We start from the raw sequence: 20,025 nt of genomic DNA, 5'->3' as shown, positions 1-20,025 counted from the left end.
GGCCAGTCGGCCCAAGATGGGCTATGCTGGCGTGCGTCGAGAGCGCGAAAAGAGATCGGGAGTTGGCGTGGGACACCACCGGCGGGCGGGGCTGCATCCATGATCACGTTGCCGAAACTGGCGGCCGAAACCCTGGAGAAGATGCTGGGTTCGTTCATGCGCCGCAGGTACGACGAATCCTACGCAAGGGTGGTGGAGGGCTCGACCCGCACCGCGATGGAATGCATCGGCAACAGCGACGCGCTCTACCACAATATCGAGCATACGATGCTGGTGACACTCGCGGCCCAGGCGATCCTCATGGGGCGCAATCTTCACACGCACCTTGCGGCGGAAGACTATATCCATGTCCTGATCGCCTGCCTTGCGCATGACATCGGCTACGTCCGCGGTCTGTTTCCGGAGGATGACGAAGACGGTTTCGTGATCGACGAGGCCGGGACCAAGGTGTCGCTGCCGCGTGGCGCCTCGGATGCCAGTCTGATGATGTATCACGTTGACCGCTCGAAGCTCTTCGTAAGGCGGCGGCTGCCGCCGATCCGCGGCATCGACAGCGAGCGCGTCGCCCGCGCCATCGAAGGCACGCGGTTTCCGGCCCAGGAAGGCCAGGAATATGACGACGAGGCCTCGATCCTGCGCGCCGCCGACTTCATCGGGCAGCTCGGGGATCCCAACTATCTGCGCAAGGCCAACGCGCTCTACTACGAATTCGAGGAGGTCGGCATCAACCGCCAGCTCGGCTACGACTCGCCCGCGGACATCGTGAACCGCTATCCGCAATTCTACTGGAACAGTGTCGCACCGCACATCCAGACCGAGATCGGATATCTCAACAAGACCGAGATCGGCCGGCAATGGATCGCCAATCTCTACAGCAACGTGTTCCGCGCCGAGCGCGACATCACGTTGTCCGGTCCGCAGACGTAAGTCGGGTTTCTCGTAGCCCGGATGGAGCGAAGCGCAATCCGGGAAAAGCTGCGCCGCCCGGATTGCGCTGCGCTCGATCCGGGCTACGACGTCGCAAAGCCGTGAGCAAGGCATGCAGCACAAAACGATCACCACGGACGTCCTCGACATCGCCTATCTCGACTACGGCGCGCCGGACGGCTGGCCCTGCATCATGGGTCATGGCTTTCCCTATGACGTGAACGCCTACGCCGAGACCGCGCCGATCCTGGCGCAAGCCGGCGCGCGGGTGCTGGTGCCCTGGCTGCGCGGCTACGGTCCGACGCGGTTTCGTTCTGCGCAGACGCTGCGCTCCGGCGAGCAGGCGGCGCTTGGCGCCGATCTCCTTGCCTTCATGGATGCGCTTGGCATTCAACGCGCGGTCGTCGGCGGCTATGATTGGGGCGGGCGGGCCGCCTGCGTGGTCTCGGCGCTGCATCCGGAGCGCGTGGTCGGGCTCGTCTCCGGCAATTCCTACAACATCCAGAACATCGCCCGCAGCATGGAGCCGGCTTCGCCACCCGAGGAGGCGGCGCTCTGGTATCAATATCTCTTCCACAACGAGCGCGGCCGCCGCGCGCTGGAGCGCAATCGCGGTGGCTTCGCGCGCCAGCTCTGGGCGATGTGGTCGCCGAAATGGACATTTGATGACGCGACGTTCGAGCGAAGCGCCGTGTCGTTCGACAATCCCGATTTCGTCGATGTCGTGATCCACTCCTACCGCCATCGCTACGCGCTGGTCGCAGGCGATCCCGCCTATGCCGGGATCGAGGCGAAGCTCGCGGCACAGCCGGCGATCCGCGTTCCGACGATCGCAATCGACGGCGACAGCGACGGCGTCAATCCCGGCACTGCGCATCACGCGCGCAAGTTCGAGGGGTTCTTCGAGCGGCGCGTGTTCGCGGGCGCCGGGCACAATTTGCCGCAGGAGCGGCCTTCCGAATGGGCGGGGGCGGTGCGGGATCTGCGGAAGGCGGCGCAAACGTAAATTTTGCCGACCGTTGGGAACTTTTCGCGGGTAGCGCCGTCCAAATCCTGGATCACCCGTGAGCCGGGAGACGATAATCATGAGCGAAGACAGCAAGCCGAGCGGGCCCGACCTGACCAAAGGCGTGTCGCTCGCGGATTTCAAGGACAGCAAGCTGCTCGGCCATGTCGGCGACGAAGATGTGCTGCTGGTGCAGGCGGGCGGCGAGGTCTTTGCCATAGAGCCCACGTGCAGCCATTATCATGGCCCGCTCGCCGAAGGGCTGGTGGTCGGCCACACCATCCGCTGCCCCTGGCATCACGCCTGCTTCTCCTTGCGCACCGGCGAGGCCACGCGTCCGCCGGCGCTAAACGCGCTCGCGCTCTGGGAGGTGACGCGCGATCAGGACTGGATTTCGGTTCAGCGCAAGCAGGAGGCGCTGAAGCCATCAGCATCGCACCGCGCGGCGCCGGCGCCGGAAAGATTCGTCATCGTCGGCGGCGGCGCGGCCGGTTTCGCGGCGGCCGAGATGCTGCGGCGCGAGGGATTTGCCGGCGGCATCACCATGCTCAGCAATGACGGCGCGGTGCCGGTCGACCGGCCGAACCTGTCCAAGGATTATCTCGCCGGCAACGCGCCGGAGGACTGGCTGCCGTTGCGGGGCGAGGATTACTATGCGGACGCCGGCATCGACCTCAGGCTCAACACCAATGTGTCCGCGATCGATCCGAGGGCGTGCAGCGTGACGCTGGGCAATGGCGACAGGCTGCCATTCGACCGTCTGCTGCTCGCGACCGGCGCCGAGCCAGTCAAATTGCAGATCCCCGGCGCCGAGCAGCCGCATGTCCACACCTTGCGTTCGGTCGCCGACAGCCGCGCCATCATCAACGCGGCGGGCAGCGCGAAACGCGTGCTCGTGATCGGCGCGAGCTTCATCGGCCTCGAGGTCGCGGCTTCCTTGCGGGCACGCAAGCTCGAGGTGCACGTGGTTGCGCCGGAAGAACGGCCGATGCAGAAGGTGCTAGGTGCCGAGATGGGCGACTTCGTGCGCGCGTTGCACGAAGAGAACGGCGTCAATTTTCATCTGAAGGACACCGTGGAGAAACTCGACGGCACGCGCGCGACGCTGAAGAGCGGTAGCGTGATCGAGGCCGACCTCGTCGTGGTCGGCATCGGCGTGAAGCCGCGCCTCGCACTCGCCGAGCATGCGGGGCTTGCCGCCGATCGCGGCGTCAGCGTGAGCGAATACCTCGAAACCAGCGTCGCCGGAATCTTCGCTGCTGGTGACATCGCGCGCTGGCCCGATCCGCATTCGCGGCAAATCATCCGCGTCGAGCATTGGGTGGTGGCGGAGCGCCAGGGCCAGACCGCGGCACGCAACATGATGGGCGGTCGCGAACGCTTCGAGGCCGTGCCGTTTTTCTGGAGCCAGCATTACGATGTGCCGATCAACTATGTCGGCCATGCCGAGAGCTTCGACGACATCGCGATCGACGGCAGCATTTCGGGGAAGGACTGCCTGCTGAAGTACCGCAAGGGCGGCCGCGTGCTGGCGGTTGCCTCGATTTATCGGGATCTCGACAATCTCAAGGCCGAGCTCGAAATGGAACGGTCGCGCGCGTGATGCGCCCGGTCGACCTTGATTTGCGTCATGGCTGGCGTGGCGCAAGGCTGCTCGACTGGCTGTTGTCCCGGCGCTATCGGTGCTATCCTGAAGATGTGCTCTGGGGGCTTCACATGCAGGAGTAGCCGTCATGACAAGTGCTTCGGATACGTCTCAAAACTTGAGCCTGGGCTCCGGCATTGCCGCGCTGCATGCCAAATGGGGCTGGGTGGTCGCTCTCGGTCTCGTGTATCTGATCGCCGGATTCGTCGCGCTCGGCAGCATGGTGATGGCGACGGTTGCGAGCGTCATCGTGGTCGGTGCGATGATGATCGTCGCCGGCGTGACAGAGGTGATCGGCGCGTTCCAGATGAAGAGCTGGGGCAAGTTCGCGATCTGGGCCCTGCTCGGCGTGCTCTATATCGTGGCAGGCTTCCTGACCTTCGACAATCCGTTGTTCGCGGCGGCATTGCTCACGCTGTTCCTCGGCGCCTCGCTGCTTGCCTCCGGCGCGGTCAGGCTGTTTCTCGCCTTCAGCATGAAGAGGGAAAGCCCGTGGGTCTGGGTGGCGCTGTCGGCCGTCGTCACGCTCTTGCTCGGGCTGCTGATCCTGGCGCGCTGGCCGGTCAACAGCGTCTATATCCTCGGCCTGTTTCTCGGCATCGACCTGATCATGGCGGGGACCGGCTGGGTCAGCTTGGGCCTCAGCCTGCGGCGGCGCCAGTAGCTCACCAGCAACTCGACGCAAGACCGTCGTAGCGAACTCCGCTGATCTGACACGCTGACAAAAAGGCAGCACGCCGCGCGTTCGGTCGTGGCGAGCAAGCTGTTGCGCGGGACGTGAGGCGCAAGATCGGCGAGCGGGGTGGGGCTCTCTCCGCCAGCTCGGAATCGTAGGGTGGGCAAAGGCGCACTTGCGCCGTGCCCACCACCGCTCCAACACCGAAATAGAAGCGGTGGGCACGCTCCGCTTTGCCCACCCTACGAGACCGACGCGAAGGTCGGCGAGCGGGAGGATTAAAATGAACTTTCAACACTCCGCACGGTCGCTGGAGCTGCAGGAGCGCGTCCGCCAGTTCATGCGGACGCATGTCGAGCCGGTCGAGGAGCTCTATTACGAACAGGTGAAGCCTGAGGCCTTGCGCTACAAGACGCCAGCCGTTTTGCAGGACCTGAAGCGGCTGGCGCGGGAGCAGGGGCTGTGGAACCTCTTTCTCTCCGGCGAGCACGGTCCGGGCCTCACCAATCTCGAATACGCCCCGGTGAAGGAGATCATGGGCCGCATCCTCTGGGCGCCCGAGGTGTTCAACTGCTCGGCACCCGATGTCGGCAACATGGAGGTGCTCGCGAACTACGGCACGCCGGCGCAGCAGGAGCGCTGGCTGAAGCCGCTCCTGGAGGGGCGCATCCGCTCCGGTTTCTCGATGACGGAGCCGCAGGTCGCCTCCAGCGATGCCACCAACATCCAGTGCGAGATCAAGCGCGACGGCGGCGACTACGTCGTCAATGGCCGCAAATGGTTCACCTCCGGTGCGATGAACGAGGATTGCGAGATCCTGATCGTGATGGGCAAGACCGCGCCCGACGATCCCGACCGCCATCGCCAGCAATCCATGATCCTGGTGCCCAGGAATACGTCGGGCGTGCGCATCGTCCGCGACATGCTGACTTACGGCTATGACGACGCGCCGGTCGGTCACCCCGAGATCGTCTATGACAACGTCCGCGTGCCCTCGGAGAACATTTTGCTTGGCGAAGGCCGCGGCTTCGAGATTGCGCAGGGACGGCTCGGCCCCGGCCGCATCCACCATTGCATGCGGCTGATCGGCTGCGCCCAGCGTGCGCTGGAATTGATGTGCCGGCGCGCGGTCTCACGCACGGCGTTCGGTAAGCCGCTGGCCGAGCAGGGCTCGGTGCGCGAGGACATCGCACATTCGTTCTGCGAGATCGCCCAGGCGCGGCTGTTGACACTGCAAGCCGCCGACAGGATGGACCGCGAGGGCAACAAGGCCGCGCGCGACCTGATCGCAGCCGCCAAGATCGTGGTGCCCAGCATGGCCGCCCGCGTCATCGACCGCGCCATCCAGATCCACGGCGCCGCCGGCGTCTCGCAGGACACGTTCCTGGCGCGGGCCTATGTCTACGCCCGCTTCATCCGCATCGGCGACGGCCCCGACCAAGTGCATCTGGCTGCGGTCGGCAAGGAGCTGATCAAGCGCGGCGGGGTGATGGCGGGATAGGGCTGCAGGATCACTGGGAGTACGAGAGCTGATCTTCCGTCACCACGCGCTCGACATTGCCCGTTTTGCTCCTGATGCGGTAGCGAAGACGACCGTCGGCCTCGATCGGCATGCATTGAACGATGGTATAGATCACCGGCTGATCAGTCTCGGCACGGCCTTGTGGACCTTGGCGGAGGTGCTGGACGTCTTCATTCAGCTTGTAGGCATATGACATGTGTCTACCTTCGAATTGTCGGTTGCTCTGGCATGACCGTGCGCGATGCACTGCATCCTCCCGGTAAAGCCAACCTGACGAAACCGGGGCGCTGCTTGTTTGGCGCATGGGTGCCTCAATTGCGGCAAGAGATCCAGCTATGATTCGCTCCGGTCATCCAGCGTTCGTCGGCGCGTCCAGCGATCCATCAGAACTCACGCCTCGGATCTGCCGGCGATGGGGGTGCAAGGGCGCTTGGTTCCCCATACTGGGCGCCCTTGTGCTGTGACTCAAGCTCCGCGCCAGACGTGTAGCACGCCTTCGCGACAGCCGCCGACGAAATAATCGAATAAATCCGGTCGCAGGAGGAAGGTGGCTGGAGATCCCGGCTATTGGCGCGGCGTGAATTGGTCCAGGTCGTGAATGCCGATCTGCTGCTCCAGCTGGGCAACGCGGGCCACCATTTTCTCGAAACCGTCTTCCCCGAACAGTTCGTGTTCCTTTTTCTCGAAATCCTCCCCCATCGCGTCGTATTCATTGGAGGACACGACGTCCTTCAGCTTCGGGAAGAGATCGGTGTCCTCGCGGGCCGCGTGCGGCCGATACATCGTGACGAAGGATTGGATCGACCCGACGAGCTGTTTGCGGGCGTCGGCATCGCTCCGGCTCGACGGCGCGAGTTTCAGGATCGTGTTCGTGACCATTCGGCCCGCTTCGTGCTGGCGCAGCAACGTGTCCACCAGATCAGTCATCTTCCCGGCCTTCTTGAAGCGCGGGAAGACGTGCTCTTCCTCCGATTTCTCATGGTAGTTATTGATGAAATCGCGAACGATCTCGGCTGACTGCGTGATCAGGGCGGGATCGAAATCCTCGTTGGACGAGAACTTTCGGAGTCCGGCTTCGTAGACCAGCAGCACGCGGTCGAGCACGCCGTGTTCGCGCATCAAGTCCTCGGGAGGCGTGACCTCCTCGTCCTTTTTCCCCGTGACCATCTCCTTCAGCTTCTCGCCGACTCCGCTCTGTTGGGCGAGAGCCGGCGTCGCGATGACCGCCGGAGCGGCGAGGACCGCCAATGATCCACCAAGCAGGAGCAGCTGGCGCTTGCTGGGCATCACTATTGTCATGGTGAATATTCCTGTGAACCGAGGGCCTCGCAGCTTGCGCCGCGGCGTCGCGAGGATCAGCGCCAGGCCTTTTCGTTCTTCTGTTCGTAATCCTTGAACGCCTTCTCGAGGCCGCCCAAAACCTCTGCGGATGTTTCGAACATCGCCTTCAACTGTGGTTCGTCGACTTTTTGAATGTCCTCGCGCAGATGGTTCCGGATATCCTGGAGCGCCTTCTGCATCTTCTGCGTATGGTGTCGGGGATCGCGATCTGCCGCACTTGCCATGTTCAGTCTCCTCGCTGGCAACATTGCTTCGTCGGACCAGCAGCGTCCGGCAAGACGGCGCGTTAACGGTCGGGGGAAAACGTCGTTCCAATCACGAATCCGGCAGTAGCCGGTCCGGCGCAGACGGAGCTGGCGCTGATAGAGCGGCGGCAAGTCCACCGCTTTGGCCCTGAAACACCATTGTTTCCGATCATTGTAGTACAATAGTAACGACCGCTGATTGAGAGTGGAGCTCCCTGCGCTTTTGGAAGTTCGCGCACGATGAAGGCCAACAGGTCGCTTCGGCTCGAGGAGAGAACTTTTGCCGACGTCAGAAAAGGCCGTCATCCCCCAGGGTGTGCCTGGAAGCGGTTGGGGCATGAATCAGCGTTGGATCATCGTGGCCGCGATCCTCCTGACGGCCTTGCTTGTTCAAATACCCTCCGTTCTCAACCCGGATTTGAGCTGCCTGCTTTCTGAAGGAGAGCAAATCCTGGATGGCCGAAAGTTGGGTGTCGACCTCTTCGAGCTGAATCCGCCGCTGTCGATCTACCTCTACATGCCGGCAGCCCTGCTTGCGCGATTGACCGGCATTGCGCCCGAGATCATCGTGATCGTCCTGGTGATGATCGAGATCATCGGCTCGCTATTTTTGATCGATCGCGCCGCCGCGGCGGCGAAGTTGGGAGCCGGAGAGCGAACTATTTCGACGTGCGTGCTCGCTTTTCTGTTCGCGGTGCTTCCGAACGCCGTATTCGGGCAACGTGAACATATAGCCGTCATTGCACTCACTCCCTTTGTAGCCATCACTGCAATTCGCTGGCGCGGCCTTTCGCCCGGAGCGGTTGCGATCCTGGCAGGACTGGGTGGCGGGCTGGCCATGTGCATCAAGCCCCAGCTTGCTCTGGTGGCAGGCCTTCCGATCATCCTTGGCATCATCCACCAACGTTCTCTCAGGCTGTTGTTCACCCCTGAAGCGTGTGCAGCCGCCGCTATGGTCATCGGCTATGGGGCGGTGGTCGCTCTCGTGTTTCCCGGCTATCTGTTTACCTTTGCGCCGATGGTCGCTGCCACCTATCTTCCAATGAGGAAGAATTTGGCTGGTCTGCTTCCTTTCCCGATCGTTGTGATCACTGCTTCCATTGTGTTTCTGCGCCAAGTCACTCCGCAAGGCCTCAAAATAGGCAGCGACGCAACCCCGTGGCTGGCCGCAGCCGTCGGCGGCGCCGCGAGTTTCCTTCTTCAAGGCAAGGGCTGGACTTACACGCTGTACGCGCTTTGCTTGTTTGCGATTGCTGCGCCCTTGCTACATGTTCGCACAAGGAATCTGCCAGTGTCGGTCAAGATCGGCGGCTTTGCTGGCGTGGTGCTCATCGGGCTCTGTTTGTCCTTGTCGCTCCGAGAGTTTCCGCCGCTGGAGCAGCGTATCCAGTCACATGCAAAGCATCCGCGGCTGCTCACGATTACCGATCACCTCGCTTTAGGGCATCCGCTCGTCCGTCAAATCGGTGGGACTTGGGTGGGCAGTTCGTGTGCCCAGGCGCTGACGGCCGGTGCGATTTTGGCCGAGAACAGCTCACAGCCAACCCAAGCAGAGCGAGCAAAACTGGACGGCATCATGGATTTCGAGCGGCGGCAGTTGTTGGCAGACCTGCGAAACGCTCGCCCAGACGTGATTCTGGTGGATACCTATTTGCAGAGTTCGGTCCCGTTCGATTGGTTGGCTTGGGCCAATTCGGATCCCGAACTCCAAACGGAGTTGCATCGTTACCGTGAAGTCGAGGATGTTGGCCGCGTTCGAATATTTGTCGATCAATCGAGGTCGGAGCGTTAATCGACTCTCGTCGAAAGCGCTTTCGAGCTCTTTCGTCGAAGCGTGACCGCCGCCGGCCTTGCGGGTGGGCGCGCGCCCTTATCCGGCCTTGGCGAGGCGGCTGTCCGCCGACCCCGACCGCAGATTCTGGAAGAACGTTTCCACCTCGCGCGACAGCCTCTCCGCCGTGGCGGTCAGGCTGCTCGCCGCCGTCAGCACGGAGGAGGCCGCCGTGTCGGTCTCGCCGATGGCATCGCGCAGCGACGTGATGTTGGCGACCAGCGTCTCGTTGCCCTGGGCCGCGGATTGCGCATTCGACGAGATCTCGCGCGTGGCGGCGTCCTGCTGGCCGATCGCGCCGGCGATCGCCGCGGTGACGTCGTTGATCTCGCGCACCGCGCCGCCGATCTCGCGCACGGCATCGACCGCGTTGCGAGTGGAGGTCTGGATCATCGAGACGTTCTCGCCGATCTCGGCGGTCGCTTTCGCAGTCTGACCCGCCAGCGCCTTCACTTCATGGGCGACGACGGCAAAGCCGCGGCCGGCGTCACCGGCGCGCGCGGCTTCGATGGTGGCGTTGAGCGCGAGCAGATTGGTCTGCTCGGCGATCGCCTGGATCAGATTGAGCACCCCGTCAATGCGCTGCGTGGCGGCCGCAAGGCTCTCGATCTCGGAGATCGACTTCTCGGTGCGCTGGCCGGTGTGCTCGACTGCGGTTGCGCTCTGCCGCACCTGGCGGCCGATTTCCACCACCGATGCCGACAATTCCTCGGCGGCGCCCGCCACCGCCGTGACATTATGGGAGGCCTGTTCGGTGGCGTTCGCCGCCGTGCCGGCGCGGCTGCTGGCGTCCGCGGTGACGCGCGTGATGGTCTGCGCGGTCTCGCGCATGACGGTGGCGTTATCCGTGAGGCCGCGCATCACCGCACTGATGGCCTCGCGAAACGCCTCCACGGATTGTTCGATGTGGCGGGCGCGTTCCTCGCGCGCGGCGGAATCCTGCGAAACCTGCGAGGCGAGATTGCGGTTGCGTTCCATCGCTTCCTGGAAGACCTGGATCGCGCGGGCCAGCGCGCCAATCTCGTCGGCACGGCCACTGTGCGGCACCACGACGTTCTCGGCGCCATCGGCGACCTGCTTGATGGTTGCGGTGATCGCGGCGAGCGGCCGCGCGATCGAGCGGGCAATGATGATGATGCCGATGACGACGAGTGCCAGTGCCAGGCCGCCGAGGCAGGTCAGCACCAGCGACAGCAAGCGGTTGGTCTCGGTCTGCTGCGCGATCTGCCTGGCGCGCTCGGCATAGACCTTGGAGAGCGCCTCGAGATCCTTGTTCAGCGCCGAGCGAACGGCGCGATTGGCGTCGTTGTCGCCCCATTCGCGGCCCGCGGCCGCGTTGATCTCGATGCCGCGGCGGACCAACTCCTTGCGGAACTCGACGAACTGCTCGATGCGCTTCTTGAAGGTGGCGAACTGCTCGGCATCGTCGGTTTTGACGATGGTTTCCCAGCGCTTCACGACGTCGAGGATCTGCCCGTTGAACTTGAGCAGGCCTTCGCCGTACTTCTTCACGACGGCCGGCTCCGTCGACATGTAGACGCCGCGCGACTCCATCACGACCGCATAGACCAGCGAGTTGACGCGCTCGACGTTCAGCGCCGCCGCATTCGCCGTCTCGATCGCGGCGGTCAGCTCAGCGCCGCGGCGGCTGTTGTAGTCCGACAGCATCGCGATCGCCGCAGTCAGCAGTGCGAACAACGCGAAGATCGCGTAGAGCTTGTTGGCAAGCGTGAGCCGGCCTGCCAGGCCGGCGGCATTCCCAGTTTGGTCGATTGTCATGATGTTCAGGCCCGAATGGCCGGGAGCGGCCGGTGCGCGCGGTCGTATCAAATTCATGCAAAACTATGCAGAATGAAGATGGACGCAGTGTTAACGCGCAAGTTCGGGGTGCACGCTCCCGCTCCAGCCAAACATGAGTGGTCTCAGTGATTTGGAGCGATCCTATCGCTTTCCGGCAGGCGGCCCCGAGGATCTCACGGCCTGCCCCAAACATCTGGGTGCACCGAGGCGGCCAAGTGCGTATTCCCTGACGTCACGCCGCCTTCAAGCTAATCTGAAGTCGGCCATTGACCGACCAGCCTGCGGAGGTGCCTTTGGTCTACCGCCACACCATCGACGCCACGAGCTATACCTTTTCCGACCTGCGCGACCTCCTTGCCAAGGCGACGCCGCCGCGCTCCGGCGACCGGCTGGCCGCAATCGCCGCCGGTAGCGCCGCGCAGATGATCGCAGCGCGGATGGCGCTCGCCGAGGTTCCGCTTCGGCAATTCCTCCAGGAAGCCGTCATCCCCTATGAGGCCGACGAGGTCACCCGTCTCATCATCGACAGCCATGACGCAAGCGCCTTCGCGCCGGTCGCCTCGCTGACGGTCGGCGGCTTTCGCGACTGGCTGCTGTCGGACGCCGCGACGCCCGAAATCCTGCGCAAGCTGGCGCCAGGCGTCACCCCGGAAATGGCGGCCGCGGTGTCAAAGCTGATGCGCAACCAGGACCTGATTCTGGCCGCGCGGAAATGCGAGGTCGTAACCGCCTTCCGCAACACCATCGGGCTGAAGGGACGGATGAGCACGCGGCTCCAGCCCAACCATCCCTTCGACGACGCCAGGGGCGTCACTGCCTCGATCCTCGACGGCCTCCTGCTTGGTGCCGGCGATGCCTGCATCGGCATCAATCCCGCGAGCGACGACCCGGCCGTGATCGCGCAATTGCTGCGGCTGCTCGACGAGGTCATCGCGCGACTGAAAATTCCGACCCAGGGCTGCGTCCTGACCCATGTGACGACGACGCTGTCGCTGATCGGGCAGGGCGTGCCGGTCGACCTGGTGTTCCAGTCGGTCGCCGGCTCTGAGGCCGCCAACCGCAGTTTCGGCATCGACCTCGCCTTGCTGAAGGAAGCGCAGCAGGCCGGGCTGTCGCAAAAGCGCGGCATGGTCGGGCAGAACGTGATGTATTTCGAGACGGGGCAGGGCTCGGCGCTGTCGGCCAACGCTCATCATGGCGTGGACCAGCAGACCTGCGAGGCCCGCGCCTATGCGGTCGCCCGGACCTTTGCTCCTTTGTTGGTCAACAGCGTGGTCGGCTTCATCGGCCCGGAATATCTCTATGACGGCAAGGAGATCATTCGGGCCGGGCTCGAGGATCATTTCTGCGGCAAGCTGCTCGGCCTGCCGCTCGGGGTTGATATCTGCTACACCAACCATGCCGAGGCGGACCAGGACGACATGGATAGTCTGCTGACGCTGCTCGCGGCCGCCGGCGTCACCTTCATCATGGGGGTGCCGGGCGCCGACGACGTCATGCTGAACTACCAGTCGACCTCCTTCCATGACGCGCTCTATGTCCGCGAGGTCTTCGGTGCGGCCCGCGCGCCGGAGTTCGACGACTGGCTGGTGCAAACGGGCATTGCGGGGGCCGATTTCCGGCTTGCCGGCGATGCAGGCCTGTTGCCCGATTTTGCCTCACGGCTGATCGCATGAAGGGCAGAGGCCGGACAGCCCCGCGAAAACTTCCACCCGCCGCTGTGAACCGGGGAAACCATTGGCACGTCTCACGAATTAGTTCGTCGCCACAATATTGAGGAAATTCAGTCCCAGCGTTACGTTATATGTCTGGTGATCTCGTCAGTACCGTTCGTAGAACGTGGTTGGGGAAAGTTCGATGCGCGCTGAAAGCAACGGAACGAGCCGGCATGTCCTCTGCGTCTTCCCGCGCTACACATCCTCGTTCGGTACGTTCGAGCATTCCTATCCGTTGACCGACGGTGTCCGCGCCTTCATGCCGCCGCAGGGGCTGTTGCTGCTCGCCGCCTATCTGCCGAAGGAATGGCAGGTGAAGTTCGTCGACGAGAACCTCCGGCCCACGACACAAGACGAGTTCGAATGGGCGGAAGTTGTCTTCGTCAGCGGCATGCACATCCAGCGCCAGCAGATGAATGACATCTGCCGCCGCGCCCATGAATTCGATCTGCCGGTCGCCCTCGGCGGCCCGTCGGTCAGCGCGTGTCCGGACTATTATCCATCCTTCGACTATCTCCATGTCGGGGAACTCGGCGACGCCACCAACGAGCTGATCGAGATTTTGGCGCGCGACACCTCGCGTCCTGACGAGCAGGTGGTGCTGACCACCAAAGACCGGATTCCGATGACGGAGTTTCCGATTCCGGCCTACGAGCTTGCCGACGTGAAGAAATACTTCCTCGGCAGCATCCAGTATTCCAGCGGCTGTCCCTACCAATGCGAGTTCTGCGACATCCCCGGCCTCTACGGCCGCAACCCGCGCCTCAAGTCGCCGGAGCAGATCATCGCCGAGCTCGACCGCCTGCGCGAATGCGGGATGACCGACACGGTCTATTTCGTCGACGACAATTTCATCGGCAACCGCAAGGCCGCGATGGACCTGTTGCCGCATTTGATCGAATGGCAGAAGCGGACCGGCTATGTCGTGCGGCTCGCCTGCGAGGCGACGCTCAACATCGCCAAGCGCCCCGAGATCCTCGAAAAGATGCGCGAGGCCTATTTCATCACCATCTTCTGCGGCATCGAGACGCCGGATCCCGACGCGCTGAAGGCGATGCACAAGGACCACAATATGATGGTCCCGATCCTCGAGGGCGTCCGCACCATCAACTCCTACGGCATGGAGGTGGTGTCCGGCATCATTATGGGCCTCGACACCGACAAGGCGAACACGTCGGAAGCGCTGCTCGCCTTTGTCGAGGAGTCGCGGATTCCGCTGCTCACCATCAATCTGCTTCAGGCGCTGCCGAAGACCCCGTTATGGGACCGGCTGGAGCGCGAGGGTCGCCTGGTCGAAGACGACGCCCGCGATTCCAACGTCGACTTCCTGTTGCCCTATGACGAGGTCGTGGCATCCTGGAAGCACGCCATGGGCGTCGCTTACGAACCGGCTAAGGTCTACGCGCGCTTCCAGTATCAATGCGACCACGTCTATGTGCACCGCCTCAAGATGCCGGTGCCGGACGAGATGAAGACCTGGCCCAACATCCGGCGCGGGCTGGTGATGCTGCGCAACATCTTCTGGAAGGTCGGCGTGCTCGGCAATTACAGGCGCGTGTTCTGGAAGTTCGCGCTGGGGCGGATCCGGCGCGGCGACCTCGAAGGCCTGATCGGGTGCACCCTGATTGCGCATCATCTCATCACCTTTGCGCGCGCGGCCTCCAGCGGTGAGACCAATGCATCGAACTATTCGCTGCGATTGCGCGAGGCTGCCGTTCCGGCCGAATGACCGACAAGCCCGTTCCGGCTCGCCCGACCCTCGACCTGCGCTCGTTCACGCCTGCGCGGGTCGCGCTCGGGCGCAGCGGCGCCAGCCTGCCGACCAAGGCGCTGCTCGATTTCACGCTGGACCATGCCCGCGCCCGGGATGCCGTGCACGCCGCCTTTGATTCGCCGCGGCTCGCCAGCGGGCTCGGCGAACTCGGCCTTGCCGTCACGGAGGTGAGGAGCCGGGCGGCCGACCGCGGGGATTATCTGCGGCGGCCGGATCTGGGGCGGCAGCTCGATCCGGGATCCGCCGAGACCCTGGCGCAACGCGCCAGCGGGCCCGGCCAGCTCGTGATCGTCATCGGCGACGGATTGTCGGCGGCGGCGGTCCATGTGCACGCGGTTGCGCTGGTCAAGAGCCTCTCGGCTCTGCTTGCAGCCGACAATGGTGTCGCGATCGGACATGTCGTGGTCGCCTCAGGCGCGCGCGTCGCGCTCGGCGACGAGATTGGCGCCATTCTCGGCGCGCGCATGGTGGTGATGCTGATCGGCGAGCGGCCAGGCCTGTCCGCGCCCGACAGTCTCGGCGCCTACCTCACTTTTGCGCCGAAGCCGGGCTTGACCGATGCCGCGCGCAACTGCGTCTCGAACGTCCACCACGCCGGGTTGAGCTATGACGAGGCGGCCTTCAAGATCGCCTGGCTGGTCCGCGAGGGACTGGCGCGGGAAATCACCGGCGTCGCGCTCAAGGACGAGAGCGCGGACCGGGCGCCGCGTCGAATCGGCAAAGCGGCGGCGGGATGAGCAGCATCGAGGTCGGAAATCGCCGCATCTTGATGTGTTTGATGACGCTTCGCCTGCTTGCGAGGGGGGCTATTGACCTGCTAAACCCCTGACGGCGATTTTCCGCGTATTTTCAAAGGGCAAGCCTCCCCATTTGTATGGCGTTTTCAAGCCGTTCGCGGGGCGCAATAAGCTCACTGACCGAACCGATTAGGAACTGGACAAGGCATGCTCGAAAAGCACCGCGAGAGTGAGGTTCATGTCGACAAGGTCGAGCAGGGGCCCACGTCCTCCATCGCCTTCGGGCTGGAGCGCATCGGGCTGGTCGCGGTCCGGGCGCCGATCGTCTCCTGCGTCATCCTGCTCGCGCTGATCGTCGGCGCCATCTTCGGGATCGAGCGGATCAAGATTGACGATTCGCTGTCGCAGCTCTTCCGCTCCAATTCCCGTGAATTCCACCAGTACGAAGAGGTCACGAAGAAGTTCCCGGCGGAAGAATTCGACGTTCTCGTCGTGGTCGAGGGCAAGAACCTGCTGGCGCGCAACAACCTCGAGAAGCTGCGCGACTTCGTCACCGATCTGCAACTGGTCGAGGGCACCCGCGGCCTGGTCTCGCTGTTCTCCGCGCGCCAGGCGCCGGCGCCCGGCAAGCTGCCGGCGGCGTTGTTCCCGAGCGAGCTGCCCGAGGGCGCGGCCTATGACAAGTTCATCGAGACCGTCAAATCCAACGAGATCATCCGCGGCAAGCTGCTGTCGGAGGACGGCACGCTCGCGCTGATCGTGCTCTCGCTCGATCCGGAGGTGGTCGCCTCCAGCAAGCTCACCAAGACCGTGGGCGACATTCGCGCGTTGATGAAGGAGGATCTCGGCGACACCGGGCTCAGCGTGCAGCTCTCCGGCGTGCCGGTGATGCAGCTCGAGATCCGCAACGCCGTCGAGCGCGACGGCCTCACCTACAACATCCTCGGCATCCTAGCCGGTTGCATCATCGCCATCATCTTCTTCCGGAAAATCTCCTTCATGGTGGTGGCGGCGTTCCCGCCGATGATCGCGATCCTGCTGGCGCTCGGCGCGCTCGGCTGGGCCAATTTCAATCTCAACATGTTCCTGAACGTGATGACGCCGCTCATCATGGTCATCAGCTTCTCGGACTCGATGCAGCTTACCTTCGCCGCACGCGACCGGCTGATTGCGGGGCAGGACAAGTTCACCGCGTTCAAGAACGCGGTGCTCGTGGTCGGCCCGGCCTGCGTGCTGACGCACGGCACCGCCGGCATTTCCTTCATCGCGCTGCAGTTCTCCGATTCCGACCTGATCCGCAAGTTTGGCGAGGCGGGCCTGGCCGCCACCATCATCGCGCTGGTCGCGGTGTTGTCGCTGGTGCCCGTGTTCGGCGTGCTGTTGGTGCGCAACGAGAATGTCTTTGCGACCAAGTTCCAGAGCGCGGATGCCGGCGTCCAGGCGCTGCGCAATTTCTGCTACTGGATCGCGGTGCGGATGGTGGGCCGCCCCGGCCTGTTCAGCCTGATCGCGGTGGTGTTCGTCGCCAGCCTCGGCGTCGTCTACGCCCATCTTCAGCCGCGCTACCGGCTCGCGGACCAGGTGCCGGACAAGCGCCAGGCCGTGGCCGCGAGCAACCGGCTCGACGCCAAATTGACCGGCGCCAATCCGGTCAACGTCCTGATCCAGTTCCCGAAGGGTGAATCGCTCTACTCTCCGGAGACCCTGCAAACCATCGCGGACGTTCACGCGACCGTGGAGAAGACCGCCGGCGTCGGCAACGTCTGGTCGCTCGAAACCCTGCGCCGCTGGCTTGCGGAAAAGGCCGGCAGCGGCGACGTCGCGACGCTGAAGGAATATGTCAACCTCATTCCGGAGCATCTGGTGCGGCGCTTCATCGATGCCGACCAGGATGCCGTCGTGGTCGCAGGCCGCGTGCCGGATATCGACTCCAGCCAGCTGTTGCCGGTGGTGGACAAGCTCGATGCCGAGCTCGATGCCGTTCGCAAGAAACATCCCGGCTATGAAGTCGCGGTCACCGGTCTGGCGGCCATTGCCGCGCGCAATTCGGCCGGCATGATCGAAAAGCTCAACCGCGGCCTCACCGTCGAATTCGCGCTGGTCGCGATCTTCATCGGGCTGGCGTTCCGCTCCTGGGTCGTGATGTTCGCCTGCATCCTGCCGGGCATCTTCCCGGTGGTGATGTCGGGGACGGTGCTGTGGGCGATGGGCGAGGGGCTGCAATTCGCCAGCGTCGTGGCGCTGACGGTTTCGTTCGGCCTCGGCCTGAGCGCGACCATCCACTTCCTCAACCGCCTCAGGCTGGAGAGCAAGCCCGGCGTCGGCTCGGCGCTCGCGGTGGAGCGCGCGACCGTGCTGGTCGGCCCGGCGTTGATCCTGACCACGCTGGTGCTGGCGTGCGGCCTCGTGGTCACTGTGTTCTCAGACCTGCCTTCGCTTCGGCTGTTCGGTTGGCTCAGTGCCTTCTCGATGGTGGCGGCGCTCGTCGCCGACCTCTTCATCCTGCGCCCGACGGCGATGTGGCTGATCAACCTGCACGCCAGGCTTCAGGGCCCGGACAAGCCCGCGATCTGAGCGGGGCGGCTTAAGCCGCCTCGTTTCTCACGCCTCGACGTGGACGATCCCGTGGGGATTGAATTTGAAGTCGTCCTCGGCGTAGTCCGATTGGCGTGAGAGGCTGAGCCTGCGATCAGCGAGCGTCGCATCGATGCCGCGCTCGCTCATTGCGCCGGCGATCTCGTCGATCAGACGCGCCGCATCGCGGTCGCTGCCGCGGGATTTTGCGACATAGATCTCCGGAAGTCCGACGAGATGAAAGCCGACGCTTTCGTGGTAGGCCGCGCCGTCGACCGGACGCTTGGCAAAGGCGAGGCGGCAGGTCCGACTCATGGCGGCCGTCACGGCGAGGCCGTGGTTCGTCGTCGCCGCTGCCTTGCATTCGCCGGCGAGTTGGATCCATCGCTTCAATCCGTGGGCAACGCCGGCGCTTTCGCCTTTCACGGCGGTGGCGCCGGCCTCGATCATCTCTTCGACGATGCGCAGGGCCGCCGCCGAATAGGCGACCGCCTTGTGCTGCTCCATCGGCGGGCTCAGCACGTAGAGCACAGCCTTGTGGTTGGCGACGGCGGCTTCGTCGGCGGCGGACCACGCATTGGGAAACACGCGATCCCAGCAGACCGCGAACGATCGCTCCATGTGCGGATCGGGTTGGGCTTGCGAATAAGTGCGGTCGATCTCGAAGCCGAAATCGGCGATCGTCCTTGCGACCGCCTTTGACGGTTGCAGCAGGCCTTCATCCTTGCCGAGGAAGCAGAGTACGTGGCGCGGCTTCACCGACGAAGGCTGCATGTCGGCTTCTCGTTGCGAATGTTGATCGTTGGCCCAGGCGCGATTGGCCGCGAACAGCCCGAATCCCCAAAGCAGATGTCTTCGAATCTGGTCCATGTCAGCAAAAAGCCCCCGGCTCGCGAGAACCGGGGGCCATGATCCCTTCCGGTCGGGAACGGCCTCAGCTCTTCGTCATGGTGATGTTGACGCCGCGGATCTCGCCCTTGGAGGAGATCTGCACCGTCTGCTTGGTGCCGTTGGTGCGCAGCGTCAGGTTGGCGGCAAAGCCGTTGGCCTCGACGAACACGTCGATCTGGCCGCCGCCGGCGGTGCCCTGGAGATTGCCGAAGATGTTGCGACTGGCCTCGCTCCAATTGCCGGAGATGCGGTCGCCCTGGCTGGTCACGTCGCTGGTGAGGTCGAACTTGTAGCTGTCGGACGCGCAGTGCAGGGCCTGCTTCAGGTTAAGGCCGGTGCCGCCGACCTTGTAGTCGGCCTTGCAGCGGATGTGCTCGGTGGAGCCGTCGGACAGCGCCACCGTGCCGGTGCCGGTCCACGCACCGTCGAAACCGGCAAACGGTCCGGACGACTGGGCCTGGCTTGCCGCCACCGAGAACAGCAGCGTAGCCCCAATGCCGGCCGCCTTGATCGCCTGTCCGGATCGCCCAAAAAATATCATCATGAATATCCCGTTTTGGAACGACGTCCGCCTAATGTCAGGACGTCTCGCCACATCGAAAGTTTAGTGTTCCGAGCCTGAGTCAGGTTCAAAGCCTCGCCGTCCACGATGTCGGGCACGCAAAGCGCTCTCGCGACCGTCAGCCCCCGGATTTCCTCGTGTTTCCGCGTATTTCTGGCGGAAACGGCGGGTCGGACAGATGCAGCTCTGCAACAGCTGCCGAGTAAAACGCGAGGTGCCGGGATTATGTCGTCGTATCAACCGCTTACATCTGCCAAATGAAGCTCGGGGGAAGCCCTGATTTGGTAGAGGTGGTGCCAATTTGGCCGCATTTACCAGCGCTTGTGCCACCTCCGGTGCCGCTGTTTCCGCGGCAACTTGCCATCAGAACAATCCGATCCCGTCGTCCGCCTTGTGCTGTCCCGGATCGGTGCGATTCTGCCGTCAGAATGAAGGAATACAATGCGTAAGCTTCTCGTCGCTCTCACCCTGCTGTCGGCATCCCTTTCTACGGCTGCATTCGCCCAGCAGGGGCGTGGCACGGATTCTGAGCAGAAGGCCTGCACGCGCGATGTGCAGAAGTTCTGCCGTCCGGTCATCGACCAGGGCGATTTCACCGTCCTGGCCTGCCTCAAGGAGAACCGGGCCAAGATCTCGCAGGCCTGCGACCAGGTCCTGAAGAACCACAACCAGTAAGCTCGGCCGCTGGCCGACAAAAGCGGGTCCGGGGTCACCTTTTCAGGCCCGGATCCGCCAGGGGCAGCTATCGTGCGACAGGATTGGTTTTGCGGCCGTATTCC

17 protein-coding genes are annotated in these 20,025 nt (G+C 63.7%); 11 read left to right on the top strand and 6 right to left on the bottom strand.

Annotated elements, in window-relative coordinates:
* Positions 1 to 99: 99 nt before the first annotated feature.
* The 5 genes from AC0L2O_RS24575 (at position 100) to AC0L2O_RS24555 (ending at position 5,755) form a co-directional block, all read left to right on the top strand.
* On the top strand, positions 100 to 927 hold the full coding sequence (locus AC0L2O_RS24575; RefSeq protein WP_409189531.1) for an HD domain-containing protein: 828 nt from the start codon (positions 100 to 102) through the stop codon (positions 925 to 927).
* Positions 928 to 1,039: 112 nt separating this feature from the next.
* Positions 1,040 to 1,933, top strand: a complete 894-nt coding sequence (locus AC0L2O_RS24570; RefSeq protein ID WP_473371511.1) for an alpha/beta fold hydrolase — start codon at positions 1,040 to 1,042, stop codon at positions 1,931 to 1,933.
* Between the two features lie 79 nt (positions 1,934 to 2,012).
* Positions 2,013 to 3,536, top strand: coding sequence for an FAD-dependent oxidoreductase (locus AC0L2O_RS24565; RefSeq protein ID WP_473371510.1), 1,524 nt, complete (start codon positions 2,013 to 2,015; stop codon positions 3,534 to 3,536).
* Between the two features lie 130 nt (positions 3,537 to 3,666).
* A complete protein-coding gene (locus tag AC0L2O_RS24560) occupies positions 3,667 to 4,242 on the top strand; it encodes an HdeD family acid-resistance protein (protein ID WP_369725269.1) in 576 nt (191 codons plus the stop codon).
* A gap of 295 nt (positions 4,243 to 4,537) precedes the next feature.
* The gene (locus tag AC0L2O_RS24555; RefSeq protein ID WP_473371509.1) at positions 4,538 to 5,755 is read left to right on the top strand and encodes an acyl-CoA dehydrogenase family protein; all 1,218 of its coding nucleotides are present in this window, start codon (positions 4,538 to 4,540) and stop codon (positions 5,753 to 5,755) included.
* A 10-nt stretch (positions 5,756 to 5,765) separates the two neighbouring features.
* Here AC0L2O_RS24555 and AC0L2O_RS24550 read toward each other — a convergent pair whose 3' ends face one another.
* The 3 genes from AC0L2O_RS24550 to AC0L2O_RS24540 all read right to left on the bottom strand — a co-directional run bounded on the left by AC0L2O_RS24550 (position 5,766) and on the right by AC0L2O_RS24540 (position 7,494).
* Positions 5,766 to 5,972 carry a hypothetical protein gene (locus tag AC0L2O_RS24550; protein WP_369725266.1) on the bottom strand — a complete coding sequence of 69 codons (207 nt, stop codon included), beginning with the start codon at positions 5,970 to 5,972 and terminating at the stop codon, positions 5,766 to 5,768.
* Positions 5,973 to 6,340: 368 nt separating this feature from the next.
* Entirely contained in the window at positions 6,341 to 7,024 is a 684-nt protein-coding gene (locus tag AC0L2O_RS24545; protein WP_473371508.1) for a hemerythrin domain-containing protein, read from the bottom strand.
* 107 nt (positions 7,025 to 7,131) lie between these two features.
* Entirely contained in the window at positions 7,132 to 7,494 is a 363-nt protein-coding gene (locus tag AC0L2O_RS24540) for a hypothetical protein (protein ID WP_369725263.1), read from the bottom strand.
* Positions 7,495 to 7,642: 148 nt separating this feature from the next.
* On the opposite strand from AC0L2O_RS24540, the gene AC0L2O_RS24535 reads away from it, so the two are divergent.
* Entirely contained in the window at positions 7,643 to 9,154 is a 1,512-nt protein-coding gene (locus AC0L2O_RS24535; RefSeq protein ID WP_473371507.1) for a hypothetical protein, read from the top strand.
* Between the two features lie 78 nt (positions 9,155 to 9,232).
* Here AC0L2O_RS24535 and AC0L2O_RS24530 read toward each other — a convergent pair whose 3' ends face one another.
* The gene (locus tag AC0L2O_RS24530; RefSeq protein ID WP_473371506.1) at positions 9,233 to 10,972 is read right to left on the bottom strand and encodes a methyl-accepting chemotaxis protein; all 1,740 of its coding nucleotides are present in this window, start codon (positions 10,970 to 10,972) and stop codon (positions 9,233 to 9,235) included.
* Positions 10,973 to 11,286: 314 nt separating this feature from the next.
* On the opposite strand from AC0L2O_RS24530, the gene AC0L2O_RS24525 reads away from it, so the two are divergent.
* The 4 genes from AC0L2O_RS24525 (at position 11,287) to AC0L2O_RS24510 (ending at position 17,793) form a co-directional block, all read left to right on the top strand.
* Positions 11,287 to 12,669, top strand: coding sequence for an ethanolamine ammonia-lyase subunit EutB (locus tag AC0L2O_RS24525; RefSeq protein ID WP_473371518.1), 1,383 nt, complete (start codon positions 11,287 to 11,289; stop codon positions 12,667 to 12,669).
* Between the two features lie 181 nt (positions 12,670 to 12,850).
* Positions 12,851 to 14,437 carry a B12-binding domain-containing radical SAM protein gene (locus AC0L2O_RS24520; RefSeq protein WP_409189523.1) on the top strand — a complete coding sequence of 529 codons (1,587 nt, stop codon included), beginning with the start codon at positions 12,851 to 12,853 and terminating at the stop codon, positions 14,435 to 14,437.
* The gene (gene eutC / locus AC0L2O_RS24515; protein ID WP_473371505.1) at positions 14,434 to 15,219 is read left to right on the top strand and encodes an ethanolamine ammonia-lyase subunit EutC; all 786 of its coding nucleotides are present in this window, start codon (positions 14,434 to 14,436) and stop codon (positions 15,217 to 15,219) included. The genes AC0L2O_RS24520 and eutC overlap by 4 nt, the downstream gene beginning before the upstream one ends.
* A gap of 207 nt (positions 15,220 to 15,426) precedes the next feature.
* On the top strand, positions 15,427 to 17,793 hold the full coding sequence (locus AC0L2O_RS24510; RefSeq protein ID WP_473371504.1) for an efflux RND transporter permease subunit: 2,367 nt from the start codon (positions 15,427 to 15,429) through the stop codon (positions 17,791 to 17,793).
* Positions 17,794 to 17,820: 27 nt separating this feature from the next.
* On the opposite strand, the gene AC0L2O_RS24505 is transcribed toward AC0L2O_RS24510, so the two are convergent.
* Entirely contained in the window at positions 17,821 to 18,663 is an 843-nt protein-coding gene (locus tag AC0L2O_RS24505; protein ID WP_473371503.1) for a hypothetical protein, read from the bottom strand.
* A 64-nt stretch (positions 18,664 to 18,727) separates the two neighbouring features.
* Positions 18,728 to 19,225: a hypothetical protein gene (locus AC0L2O_RS24500; protein ID WP_369726477.1), complete on the bottom strand. Its 498-nt coding sequence runs from the start codon at positions 19,223 to 19,225 to the stop codon at positions 18,728 to 18,730.
* A 462-nt stretch (positions 19,226 to 19,687) separates the two neighbouring features.
* Here AC0L2O_RS24500 and AC0L2O_RS24495 point away from each other — a divergent pair, with 462 nt between their 5' ends.
* Complete coding sequence (locus AC0L2O_RS24495; RefSeq protein ID WP_148743383.1) at positions 19,688 to 19,921, top strand: hypothetical protein; 234 nt, start codon at positions 19,688 to 19,690, stop codon at positions 19,919 to 19,921.
* The last annotated feature ends 104 nt before the right edge of the window (positions 19,922 to 20,025 follow it).

Source organism: Bradyrhizobium sp. Kon10, assembly GCF_055807395.1.
This window is presented reverse-complemented; position numbering and strand designations above follow the sequence as displayed.